Source organism: Indolivaga capnocytophagoides, assembly GCF_036511535.1.
Lineage (GTDB): Bacteria > Bacteroidota > Bacteroidia > Bacteroidales > Dysgonomonadaceae > Dysgonomonas_A > Dysgonomonas_A capnocytophagoides.
In genome coordinates, this window is the sequence record NZ_AP028867.1 from 3,113,828 (window position 1) to 3,127,253 (window position 13,426).

Consider the following 13,426-nt stretch of genomic DNA (forward strand, 5'->3'; position numbering starts at 1 on the left):
ATTATTATGCAAAAATATATTTTCACTCTATTTTTTTTAGTATTTTATTATTGTCAAATTTTTCCACAAAAAAAAATTGATGGAAAATATTATGATGAGTCTGGTTTCTATATAGAAGTAGTAGACAAGCATTTTAAGATGAGCCTTCCCAATTATGCAAGGAACGGATATAATTCAGAAATCTTAGCAGAAGGTATTATACAGCCAATAAATGATTCTTTTATAGAGTTGAACTCTCTAAAAGATCCATTCTTAGAAGCAAGTAAAACCCTAAAAATAAGAGAGGAAGCAAATCATTTTATCTCTAATGATAGTTTGAAAATTAAAATCATAATACCATATACAATGGGTAACCTCATAATTATGGCTTTTACTTCAAACTTTAAGCAAAATAAATTTTATTATTCATCACAACAAACTGAGTTTACAATACCATTTCAAGGTGGAAATATTTCCTTTCAAATTTATCCCGATTATATAATGCCACATACAGCTGAAGGTGCGTTTTATGGAATATTAGAGTATAATACTTTAGATTTTACATTAGAAAAAGGCATAAACTATATTGAAATTAATATACCAACTATCGATAATTCTTTTTTTGAGAAATATTATATTAAGGGAGAATACGCCCGAATAATTGATGATAATATCATATGGAAAGGTAAGGTCTTTAAAAAAAAATCAAAATGAATTTAGGACAATCTACATTGAAATAAGTAGACTCGTCCCCTCGGATATTCCTGTCGAAAAACTGTGGACAAGGATTTGTAAAGCCTCTTCTGTATCAGGTACAGCTATTCAGTGGAATGCCTATTATTCATTTGAGACGTTATTCGGAGAGGAATTGGACGATAATTAGATTAAGAACAACGGCAAGGAGTTGGATAAAGAGCATGGTTTGAATCAGTATGATTATGCTGCCCGTTTTATGGATCCGAGTATGATAAGGTTTACGACGGTCGATCCCAAAGCGGAGAAGTATTATAATCTGTCTCCGTATGCCTATGTTGGTAATAATCCATTAAGATTTACCGATCCTACAGGAATGTTTCTTTTTGAGAAACGGGGTATGGAAAATAATACAAGTTACGGAGTGGTTATTGTTATGAGTACTAGATATGAACAGACTGGAATTTTAAGACATGATTATTCTGTTGCAGAAAAAGAGGGAATACCTGTTCTCTTAGTTGATAATATTGACGATATGGCTAACGGAATGTCCGATATGGAAGCAAACGGAATCACGACAAAGAGTTATTCGATCAACAGCCATGGTTCTGAAGGATATGCTCAAATAGGACAGTTATCTACAACTAAAGAGAACGATTTCTCTCCCCTAAAAGCAGGTCTTGAAGGTAAGAATGTCTTCTTTAATGTATGCAATATGACAAGAGCTGGAGATAAACAGGGAACAGAATACATAAAAAATTTTGCTACACAAACTGGATCAACCGTAGTATCTTCTGATCACGCCGTTCTTTCGGGCTATAAATTTGACGGAAGCGATTATTTAAGTAAGCCTGATAGAGGTTTAAATGGGAGAAAAAAATCATACAGCTCTTATCATATAGCTTTTCCAGGCAAAGAAGCTAAGCCTATTTATGACTTTTCAATAACAAAAGATGGCAAATTTTCATGGAGAGCAACTTTTGATGACGAGGTTGAACCTAAATAAAAGAATTATGAAATATTCATTTTATTGTTGTATAATAACACTATTCTTCTCAATGCAAACACCAGGAAAACATATTGATTATCAGACATTTGATGAGTTCTCGATGGCTGGTATTGATTTCTCTTCTAATGAAAAGAAACATCCTTACGTATCTATAAAATATACAAAAGATACCATATTCATAAAATATTCGACCCAAAAGCATACAATTCCAACAACATACATTAGAAAGAACAATTATTGGTTTAATATTTGGATTGAAGATTATTATTGTGAGCCTGGGTTCGGGTGTGAAAGGTCTTTTACCAGATGTAAAGAAAAATATATTTATAATGATACCGTTATAACTTATGCATATTACAAGGATTTTATTACAAATGAAGAATTAACTCTAGGTCGTGATATCTCAATTGAGACAAAAGAAAATAAAATCTCATTGACTTTTGGTAATACCTTATATATTGATGTCAATAATAAATTTGAATCTATAAAATCAATCGTCGATAATTATAAATCTATTTTTTTGTATTCTACAAAAGAATACTCCCCCAGATACTATCATTTTTATGATAAAGTAATTAAAGGCGATACTCTTTTTATCTATGAAAATGATGGTAACAAAAGTTGGCTGTCTGATGTAAGAAAACTTAATAGTCTGGGCGAATTTGATCCTGTAAAAGGAGAAAGCATAATAAATGAGATGCCATTTCACTAAAAAGTAGAAAGACGATTCTTTCATTGCACACGATTTGCACACACTCTTGGTAAAACAAGTAAAATCAATCCAATCAAAAGAAAAATCAGTTTTCAATAATTATCTGGAAACCAATAATATTATAACAAAAAGAAAACGAATGAAAGCATCTGAAAATCATTCAAATGCGACTCATAATCAGGGGGTCCTTGGTTCAAGCCCAAGTGGGACCACTCCCAAAAGCAATTACAGTAATGTAGTTGCTTTTTTTATTTTCTCTTACTTTGAGAATATATCCCATTACCAACATAAATAAATGACAACAAATTTCTAGCTTAATTAACTAATACGAAAATTATTTATCATAAATAGCAGTATAAAACATCATATATCTAAAAAAAATGGACAAATAACAGCAAAAACAGCCAAGAATTCATTTTTTTTCGCAAAAATAACATATATTTACAGAATGCTATAATTTTACAAAACATTAAAGACAGACACTAGCCCGATTAATCATTATTCTCAATCATAAAACATCGTTTAGACTTGATTCATTGGAGTAGATCACAATGAACAAAACTATAAATACAAACTTGAAAACAACTAAAATATACAGTATATGGAGTTTCGCTTTACTGCTATTCTGTTATTGTCCATTCCGCTGACAATAACAGCGCAAATCGTACAACGTTATAACAGTCCCCGTTCCGGCGATGAAATAATAAAACAGCAGGTCGAATTTAAAGATCCCGGAAGAGAAGGAGAAAACGTCATCTGGGATTTTGGAAAACTCAAATCTATTAATAACCGGTACTCTCTGACTTATTCTTCTCCTGATTTATTGGACAATTCTTACTATATATTGGGACGTGACACCATACAAGCAAATAATGATTCGGTACGGTATCTGATCGGAACAGAGCACAGCACCATGTATTATCTACAGGTGAAAGATAACAGCCTGTATGTTCTGGGTCATGAAAATGCGACGACTTCCCTGAAGTATACACCTTCACTATTATCGATGGCATATCCTACTAATTATAACGAACCGCATCAAAAGGAATACCAGTCAAAAGGACTATATTCATGTCGTATCCCTTTCGAATCACAAGGAGAAATTAAACAGACAGCTGATGCTTACGGTATAATGATTCTTCCGTCAGGAGATACTCTGAAGAATGTCATGCGGGTAAAGACCGTACAAACCATCAAGGAGACTATTTTCGATGTCAATAATAATGTAAATACTATTCTGGATATGAATGTCGAGAACTATAAATGGTTCTCGAAAGGGTACCGTTATCCAATTTTTGAGACGATCAAAACAATTCCACAGGATTCTACTGCGAATGAATTTTCAACAGCTTTTTTCTTTCCTCCTCAGGAACATCTGTATTTAGATACAGACCCTGATAATCTGGCAGTGTTGGATAGTTTATGGGATATCGATCATAAGATACAGGATGTGACAGATCCGACTCAAGAACAGCCCAATGCAAATCTCTCCTATAATTTTTATCCTAATCCGGTTGAAAGCTTGCTGACAGTAGAGTATTATCTGGAGAAGCCTTCATCGGTAACAATTTCACTCTACAATCTTGAGGGCAGGCTTATAAAAACTGTAGTTAAACCTATTTCTTCAAGTGGAGTATATAGTGAACAAATCGATTGTTCATCCTTAGCTAAGGGAACTTATATTATAAGTATAGGTACGGGTTATAAAGTGTATTCTGATAAAGTGATTAAGAAATGAAAAAGAAAATATCGAAAAATACCTTAAGTATAATGTTCTTGTTGTGTTTAATCACACTTTATTCACACGCAGATAATGGAGTTACTCCTAACCTCAACATTATTCCAACATCCCCTAATGCTGCAGCATTAGGAGCATATGGAGTGGTACCTGTTGACCTACATACAGGAACAATCTCTGTTTCGGTTCCGATATACGAGATAAATCTTGATGGAGAAGTGATTCCTATTAGTCTATCATACCGCACAACAGGGGTTAAAGTTGCGCAAGAAGCCAGTTCTGTCGGATTAGGATGGACTTTAAATGCAGGAGGATGTATTGTTCGGAATATAAAAGGATTAGATGATTTTGGCGGAGGTGGATTTTACGATCATCCGGGAGAATTTTTTCCCCCAGGAAACGATCCTTCAGATGACGATTTTAGTGGATTGATTTGGAGAGAAAAGCTATTCGATCCCACTGCGATAGGTTTTAGATCGTATTATTTAGGCGAAATGGATCCTGAACCAGACTCATATTTTTATAATTTCTGTAATAAATCAGGAGAAATGCTTATGAGTGCCGATCAAACATTTTATTTTCAGAATCATAATGAGTTTTTATTTGTAAAAAAAGCAAGCGAATACGAATGGATTTTATATGACTCTAAGGGATATGAATATACATTCTCTCAAATAGAAAGATCTAAAGCTTATTTTAGAACAGATTTAAATGTATATATAAATCCTGAAACAATTCCTAAAAGCTCATTATTTTATACAGACGGCAGCAGGTATGTAATGACTGCGTGGTATTTATCAAAGATTAAATCGCCTAAAAATAATATCGTGGAATTTAAGTATGAAACTGAAGAAATTGAAACTCCTATATCATTTGCCGAAGAAGTATTTTCTTCAATTTATTCAGATCCTGATTTACCTAAAGATTTAGGCAGTAGTTTTAGCTACTACTCTTACTCGTATTCTAAGATAGAACAACCTCGTATTAGTCAAATACTTTTTGATAAAGGGTCTATAAATTTTTCGTCCTCAGCAAGGTTAGATATTATAGGAGCCAATAAGATCGATAAAATTCAACTCAAGGATAATTCAGGAAATTTAGTAAAAGAAATAAATCTAGCATACTCTTATTTAGGGGAAACAGGTAAACATTTAACATGCAAAATGTTACTAAATAAAGTTTCTGAACAATCAGGCGATCAACAAAAAAAATATATACTAAACTATAATTTAGGAGCAACCGGGAAAATACCATCTAAGCAATCTATTGCGACTGACTGGTGGGGGTATTATAACAAAAGTGCTGAACCCAATCTAAATACCGGGTTTAAGACAATTGCAGGCATAACAAATACCTATACTTCTAGTAATAATAATTATTTATCAGGAAGGGACAAGTCTTCTCTGCTTGAGACAACCCTAATTGGAACACTATCTTCAATAACATATCCTACTGGAGGAAGATCTGAATTTATATATGAATTAAACAACTTCCTATCCACACCTGGGCTTGATGGATTAAGTTTAGAAAAAAAAGACACGGTTTTATTTATACTAGATACAGCTCTTAAATATGGAGGGCAAGCAACCATTAATAGTGACCAATTTACGATAGAAAAAGGAGCTCAGAACAAGAAATATTATTGGTACCTCCAGGGTCCTCCCCCATTAGATAATAACCCTTATGAAAACTGGATATTTAATGTATCAATTAATCTACAAAAATTAGAGGATACAAAATGGAAATCGGCCAGAATTTTCACAAAACAGTTCACTTATATGCAACTCTCAAATGGAGAGGTCTTTGATGAAATAAACGCTGTCGAATCAGATGGAACCTATAGACTTGTACTCTCTTATGATATGAATATAGATGATGAAATTCGTAACAACTCATATTTTTCATTTTCTATGACATATTCCAGTCCTTTCGTATATGAAAAAGATAAAGAAAAAGAAATACAAGGCAATGGGATTCGAATCAAAAACATTAAGAATATCCTACCCAATGGGACAGTTAATCTCACAGAGTATGGGTACGTTGATGAATCAGGGAAATCATCAGGAATTATAAAAGCCAATCCGATGCATTACGGACTTGCTCATTTGACCACATCTATCAACTCAATGACTGGGTATGGCCTTCCTACATACAGAAAAGTTAAGGAAGCATATTATTTTACAGGACAAACCTCTCCTTTATATAGCGTCTCTAAAAACCATGTAGGCTATTCAATGGTTAAAGAAGATAAAGAAAAAAATGGTTATACAATACAAAAATTTCATAATACAAGTGAAAGTCCTCAGATAAATTTATATACAAAGTATGTCCCGGGCGTCCCAAGTGTTTATGATATATTAGATGGAACTCTTATAGAAAAACAAATTCGAGATTGTAATAACCAGTTAAAAGAACGAAGTTTATACACATATACACTAGGCAAACATCAATTTATTACAAAAGGATTACGGATGTATAACTTTCCGATGAAAAGCTTAATAGAAAATGAAACTAATACTCTACTGCCTAATATATTTTTCTATCCAAGAGAATTTGAAAAATACAATTTAACTCAGGAAATTAATATAAAATACTTTGATAAAGATTCGATCTCAGTTACAAAAGAATATAAGTATGATCCTGCCTATTTTATAAATAATAGTACCAAAATCACAGATAGTAAGAAATCAGTAACAGAAAGTATATTAAAATATCCATTTGATTTTACTGATGCTTTAAGTCTAAAAATGAAGAACAATTACATTCTCAATCAACCTATTGAATCAATAGATTTGAAAGATAACGTGATAATCGGGGGCGGAAAGATTTCTTATATAGATACTCTAGGATTATTACTGCCTAATAAATATTATAAACTAGTAGCAGAGAATAATCTTAATCTAAATAATTATTCAAATAAATTTTCTTTGGAGAATACTTTAGGTAATTATACAAACAATGGTCAAATAGGGCGTATTATGGGTAAAGATGGATTGATTTCAATCTATTTATGGAGCTATGATGGCCAATACCCTATTGCAGAGATCAAGAATGCAACTTACTCTGAGGTTGAGACTGCAGTTAAGACACTTTTTGGAGTTATCAATATTGATGCATTATCAAAACTGGCAATTCCTAATGAGACAAAACTAAAAGATGGAGATTTACAAAAAACTCTCTCTAAAGCTCTTATCACCACCTATACCTACAAACCCTTAGTTGGGATGACCTCCATGACCGATCCTCGAGGAGTAACCACCACTTACGAATACGACTCATTCGGGAGGTTATTCAAAGTAAAAGATGCCAATGGTAAACTGATTAATACTTACGACTATCACTATCAAAACCAATAAACACAAACGATGAAAAAATATATAATACTCTATCTGAGTTTGTTGAGTAACCTTTGTGCTTATTCTCAAAGTGAAGTGAATCTGGGAGAAGGAGCTATGCCCAATGGAGGCAGTGTCACAGCCTGTACAAAGATAACGCTTCAACCCAAGTTCTCTTTCAAGGCTGATAATACGAAGACCCTGACTCTGAAAGTGTCGCCGTCGACCTGTGATCCATTCAATGGTCAGGATATAAACGCAACGGCTGTAGCGGATCAGAATTACATCCGTACGAAAACTTACCTGATAGAAGATGCTTCCCGTTATCTGGATGAAATACAATACTTCGACGGATTGGGACGTCCCATACAAACGGTACAAAGGGCAATCACACCTTCAACTAAAGATCTGGCTACGTATCAGCTATACGATGCGGTCGGAAGAGATTCTCTGAGCCTGCTTCCGGGAGTTGCAGCAGCTAGCAACAATGGTGCATTTATACCCTATTCAACAGCTCTTCAAAATTCAAAAACGACCTACGGAGAGCAGCGGACGTTTAACCAGCCCATATATGAAGCATCACCCTTAAATCGGATCATTAAACAATTCGGACCGGGAGACGCATGGGCGAACGCTCCTTCCGAAACAGCCTATCAGACCAATGATCAAACATCTAATGCCTGTATAATGTACACGGTAAGCGGAACCCGTCAGGCTCCCTCTTTGACCAAAGGAGCTAATTATCCGACAGGAGAATTGTATGTTACACAAACTAAAGACGAACGGACAGATAATACCAGAGCCATCTCTCACGAGTTTAAAGACAAGCTCGGTCAGGTTGTAATGACACGCCAGATTAACGATGGTGCAAATCTCGATACTTATTATGTTTACGATGATTATGGTAATCTTTGCTATGTGCTGCCTCCTTTAGCCGCAGGAAAGAGCGATACTGCTACCCTCAACTTATTAGCCTATCAATATAAGTTCAATGACCGCAACCTATGTATCTGGAAAAAACTTCCGGGATGTGAACCTGTATATTATGTATATGATAAGGCAGACCGCTTGATCCTGACTCAGGATGGCGAACAAAGACAAAACAGCGAATGGCTGTTCTCTGTGCCCGATGCTCTGGGTAGGGTTGTTCTTAGCGGTATCTGCAAAAATTCATTGGATTATAACACAAGCCCTCTGCAATCAACAGTCGTAAAGGCAGATTGGAAAAAGGCAACGAACAATTACAAAGGATATGAAGTAAGCGGTATTACGCTATCAACGCCAACGGTCCTTACAGTTAATTATTATGATAATTATGAGTTTATCAATCTTAATAGTTTTCCAAACTGGACTTTTATTTCTCAGACCGGATATGGAACTCAGCACGGTAATAATAAAACCTTACTCACAGGAACAATCACCGCTCAGCTCAATAATACAAACAAATTGCTTTATGCAGCCATGTATTATGACCTGAAAGGGCAGTTGATTCAGACCCAAAGCACCAATCATCTAGGAGGAAAAGAAACAGAATACATCGCCTATAATTTTACAGGTCAACCGATAAAAAAACAGCATGTGCATACCAAAGGGACGACTACCCAAACCGAATTATATGCATACGAATACGATCATGCAGGACGATTACTCACAACAAAACATAAGCTGAATACGGGCAGTGAAGTTATTCTGGCACAGAATACATATGATGAGTTGGGACGGTTGAAATCTACCGCAGCCAATAGTCAAGCAGCTTTAACAACCAATTACACATATAACATTCGGTCGTGGACTAAGAGCATAAGCAATACCCTTCTTAGCGAAACATTAGATTATAACCTGAACGGAGATATAGGTATTCAGACATGGACACAGAATAGTAAGACCCGTAAGTATGTATTTGCATATGACAATATCTCCCGTCTTAAATCTGCAACTTATACAGGCGATGGTAAATTCGGGGCGACTTACACTTATGACACTCACGGCAATATCAAGACCTTAACCAGAGAAGGACTGACTGCGGCAGGAACATACGGAACAATTGATAACCTGACATTCAATTATGATGGAACGGGCAACCAGTTAAAATACATTACCGATGCAGGACCTAATGTGACGTTGAGTACCAGTGCCGATTTTAAAGATTTCAGTGAGGTAACCACATCGGAATATACTTATAATAAGAACGGCGCGATGACCAATGATCTGAATAAAGGCCAGACGGTTTCTTTCAACTCATTGAATCTGCCTCAGGAAATGCTGATCAATAACGCAACTGCCAAGGGAAAGAATTACTATATCTACACAGCTTCCGGAGCAAAACTGCAGGTGATACATTTGGTCGATCCCACTCTTCAGGTACAACCCGTAAAAGGAATATCGAATGATGCGGCTTATCGAAACAAGGACACGACCGACTATGTTGGAAACAAGATATACGAAAACGGTATACTCAACAAAATACTTACGGATAACGGATATATCGAAGGTGGAATTTATTATTTTTACATCAAAGACCACTTAGGTAATAACCGCATAGTGGCCAATGCTTCGGGATCGGTTATTCAGCGGAATAGCTATTATCCATTCGGTATGTCTTTTGGTGAAGAGACGGACTTAGAACAGGGCAAGCAGAACTTCAAATACAATGGAAAGGAGTTAGACAAAACACATGGTCTGAATCAGTATGATTATGCGGCTAGATATATGGATCCCGCAACGGTTAGGTTTACGACGGTAGATCCTCATGCTGAGAATTACTTTAGTTGGAGTCCGTATGCATATGTAGGAAATAATCCGATGAGGTTGGTGGACTCAGATGGAAAAGACTGGAGGGATAAATTAGTAGCAGGCGCAGTTGGATTAGTTAGTAACGCATTACCATACTCATCATCTATAAGGGATTTGTATACACCTAATGATCGTGCAGATTATAATAGAACATTAAAGGCTGTAGATGACGCTTCTACGGTCGTGGGAGCTGCTCTGATGTTATATGGAGCTACATCTTCTTCAGGGGGCGGAGGGATGATGGCTGCAGGCGGAGTTGTTGCCGCAACTGGTGTTGGAGCGCCAGAAGGTGGAGTTGTTGCCGCAACTGGAGCGGTAGTTTGGGGGACAGGAGCCGCAACTGCTTTTGGAGGAGTTATGCTTATGAATAACGCTCAAGAAAATGCTTCAGAGGGATATGATCGTGGAAAATATGAAAATGTTCCTAATCCTCGGAACGCAGGGGAAGGGAAAAAGACAACCTCTACACAAAGAAAAAATCTTCTGGATGCAAATAGGCAGCAAAACAATGGTCGTTTAAAAAGCGATGGGGATGGTCGAAGTTTAAATCCCCCATCAAGAAATGTAAAGGGCCAGAAGGCAGATATGAATCAAGCAGAAGTTGATCATATCAAACCTAGATCAAAAGGAGGTACAAATGAAAATTCAAATTTAAGAATAATTTCAAAAGAAGAGAATCTCAAAAAAAGCAATAAATGAAGCAAAAAAAAATAGAAGATTTAAATGTTGCTGTCTTTACTACAAAATATGTATTAGAACAACAAAGCCCTATAATATATGTCTTTCATTATGAGGATGATGGAGCTTGGCAATTTTCAGGGGACGAGGATTGTGATGAAAATGATTATAGAATTGTATCATTTGAGGAAATCATAAGTCTTGATGCGTCAATATTAGAAGTTGTAAATATTCCTTTAGGTTATTATGCTAAGAGAAAAGATAAAGAATCTCATTGGGATATAGAACTAATATAAATATTCTCTTGTTCTTCAGAAAATATCTTACAGCAGTTACCTCTCAGGATTACAAATCTTACAATACACGGAAAATCATAGAGAAATTCTAGGTGCAACGATTTTGGGGGGATATTCTACTGGAACAAGGAACAAAGTTTCAGGAAGCTCTTGCTTTATAAGGGTTCGGACATACGGCTCAAAATGGCCTTCTGCGAGTTTAAAAGAAGCGATAAAGAGGTTTGCTCCTAATGCAACAAGAGTAAAGACAACTTCAGGAAAAATGGTTTATAAAAATGAATCCACGGGTATTCAAATTGTTCATGATGAAATAAGTAATTACTTTAGAATAGAAAACACTCTACTAACAGGAAAGGCTCGTTATTTGGATATGAATGGTTCAAGACCAACAAACTCAATTATAGATGGCAAAACGAAGGGAACTCCTCCTTCCGAATATAAATGTATAATCCATTTTAATAATATAGATTAAATAGTGAAAACAATAGTAGTTCCTAAAGACCTAAAAGCAATGTGTAAACTACAAGCATCAATAGAATATGAAGACAAAAATTTATTAAATGAATATGTATTTGATGATTGTATTTTTTATGATTTATGGAATTTACACATTTTTGAGAGGATTAATATGATTGCAAATACGATTATTGATGATTATGAAGAAGAGGAAATCACTGATATTAGTAAAATAAAAGAGATTATAGAATACCTAAAAGGAGTTCAAAAAAAACTCGATTCACCAAATATTGAGTTTTTATTAAATATCTTTATAGAAGCAAATAGAAGAGGGACAGGTGTGTTCTTCTATTTTTGATGGATGATTATGCGGCTAGGTATATGGATCCGGCAACTGTGAGGTTTACGAGTGTAGACCCGTTAGTTGAGAATTACTTTAGTTGGAGTCCGTATGTGTATGTAGGGAATAATCTGATGAGATTAGTGAATCCTGGGGGGAAGCTTACAATAATTTCAAAGGGGCTTTCTCTGCCTCCATAAGTCTTGGTATGCAAGCTGGTCTTGCTGTAAAAGTAAACAATAAAGGAGTTGAAGCTAAAGCTAATCTTATTAGCTTGAATTTTGGCGGAGCTACAGCAGGTAAAGCCTCTTTATATGAAGTTATAAAAAGTTTATCGGATCTCTGGAAATAGAAGTTTAGATTTGAACTCAGTACAATCGTAATTATTATATAATTAAATTTATATGTTTATGCAAATAAAGGAACTAAAGTCATTATTAATGTGTATTGGATTATATATCATTGGTTTTGGTTTTTTTTATATCATCACTATTTATTCATCCAATCAATATTGATGATATCTGTATGTCTATATTATGTATACTTGGAGGTACCTTATTTTATAAGAAAAAAATCTCTTTCTCAAGGAAAAGTTAAGGCTGCTGATTTAAAAAGAATGAATTGGTTTACCATCTTTTTACTCTTATTATTTTTTGGTATACATGTCAATAAAATAATTTCAATTTCCAATATATGTTATTTAATCTATTTTATATTTCTCATGAAAATTAAACGTTTGGTAGCTTTTTATATTGATCTTATATCTATCTTATTCCCTGGTGCAATTATAAGCTTGTTCATGGACGAGCACCCACTGACAATTATTATAGTTTTTTCTTTGATATTTTCTTTAATTCTGAATAAAGACATATTAGATGGACAAAGTTTAGGTAAAAGAATCCTCAAACTGAAAGTTGTTAAAAAGAAAGGACAATCTACACCATCCAAATTAATCTGTTGTATTCGGAATATATTCTTATTTCTATGGCCGATTGATTTATTCCTTATATTATTCACAGGGAGAAAATTTGGAGATTATATAGCTCAAACAGAAGTTGTAACGAAAACAAGTGCTTCTGGATTTGTTACCCGAAATATAATAACGAGAAGTATACTGTTCATGATAATAACTGCAGTTATTATTAGCTTAATCCTATACTTTACTGTTTACAATTCCAGATCATACCGATTATTATATATCTAAGCTGATAATCAGTTTCTTTCTCTCTTTAATTATGAAGAGGAATTTAATTAAAATGAATTTGAAAAAAGCATATCATTATCTATATTATCGATTATATAAGTATTATAACTCAGGATTCTTTGTCTTCAAGACAGAGATGAAAGCAAATATAGTATTGTCCATATTAGAGCTTCTCTTTCTTATATCTATCTAC

General features: G+C 34.6%; 11 protein-coding genes. All 11 read left to right on the forward strand.

From position 1 onward, the window contains the following. Positions 1 to 6 precede the first annotated feature (6 nt). Entirely contained in the window at positions 7 to 693 is a 687-nt protein-coding gene (locus AABJ51_RS12560; RefSeq protein WP_321577283.1) for a hypothetical protein, read from the forward strand. A gap of 190 nt (positions 694 to 883) precedes the next feature. Further along, positions 884 to 1,678 (forward strand): RHS repeat-associated core domain-containing protein, encoded by a 795-nt coding sequence (locus AABJ51_RS12565; RefSeq protein ID WP_338372798.1) that lies wholly within the window; start codon positions 884 to 886, stop codon positions 1,676 to 1,678. Positions 1,679 to 1,685: 7 nt separating this feature from the next. After that, positions 1,686 to 2,393 (forward strand): hypothetical protein, encoded by a 708-nt coding sequence (locus tag AABJ51_RS12570; RefSeq protein ID WP_338372799.1) that lies wholly within the window; start codon positions 1,686 to 1,688, stop codon positions 2,391 to 2,393. Between the two features lie 601 nt (positions 2,394 to 2,994). Then, positions 2,995 to 4,131, forward strand: coding sequence for a T9SS type A sorting domain-containing protein (locus AABJ51_RS12575; RefSeq protein WP_338372800.1), 1,137 nt, complete (start codon positions 2,995 to 2,997; stop codon positions 4,129 to 4,131). Further along, positions 4,128 to 7,487 (forward strand): RHS repeat domain-containing protein, encoded by a 3,360-nt coding sequence (locus tag AABJ51_RS12580; protein ID WP_338372801.1) that lies wholly within the window; start codon positions 4,128 to 4,130, stop codon positions 7,485 to 7,487. Before AABJ51_RS12575 ends, AABJ51_RS12580 begins: the two co-directional genes overlap by 4 nt. 9 nt (positions 7,488 to 7,496) lie before the next feature. Further along, complete coding sequence (locus AABJ51_RS12585; RefSeq protein WP_338372802.1) at positions 7,497 to 10,958, forward strand: DUF6443 domain-containing protein; 3,462 nt, start codon at positions 7,497 to 7,499, stop codon at positions 10,956 to 10,958. Beyond that, positions 10,955 to 11,233 (forward strand): hypothetical protein, encoded by a 279-nt coding sequence (locus AABJ51_RS12590; protein WP_338372803.1) that lies wholly within the window; start codon positions 10,955 to 10,957, stop codon positions 11,231 to 11,233. The genes AABJ51_RS12585 and AABJ51_RS12590 overlap by 4 nt, the downstream gene beginning before the upstream one ends. Before the next feature lie 103 nt (positions 11,234 to 11,336). Beyond that, positions 11,337 to 11,705 (forward strand): hypothetical protein, encoded by a 369-nt coding sequence (locus tag AABJ51_RS12595; protein WP_338372804.1) that lies wholly within the window; start codon positions 11,337 to 11,339, stop codon positions 11,703 to 11,705. Between the two features lie 3 nt (positions 11,706 to 11,708). Then, positions 11,709 to 12,047: a hypothetical protein gene (locus AABJ51_RS12600; protein ID WP_338372805.1), complete on the forward strand. Its 339-nt coding sequence runs from the start codon at positions 11,709 to 11,711 to the stop codon at positions 12,045 to 12,047. Continuing rightward, positions 12,047 to 12,229 (forward strand): RHS repeat-associated core domain-containing protein, encoded by a 183-nt coding sequence (locus tag AABJ51_RS19405; RefSeq protein WP_353527720.1) that lies wholly within the window; start codon positions 12,047 to 12,049, stop codon positions 12,227 to 12,229. The genes AABJ51_RS12600 and AABJ51_RS19405 overlap by 1 nt, the downstream gene beginning before the upstream one ends. 521 nt (positions 12,230 to 12,750) lie before the next feature. Further along, complete coding sequence (locus AABJ51_RS19410; RefSeq protein ID WP_353527721.1) at positions 12,751 to 13,233, forward strand: RDD family protein; 483 nt, start codon at positions 12,751 to 12,753, stop codon at positions 13,231 to 13,233. Positions 13,234 to 13,426 lie beyond the last annotated feature (193 nt).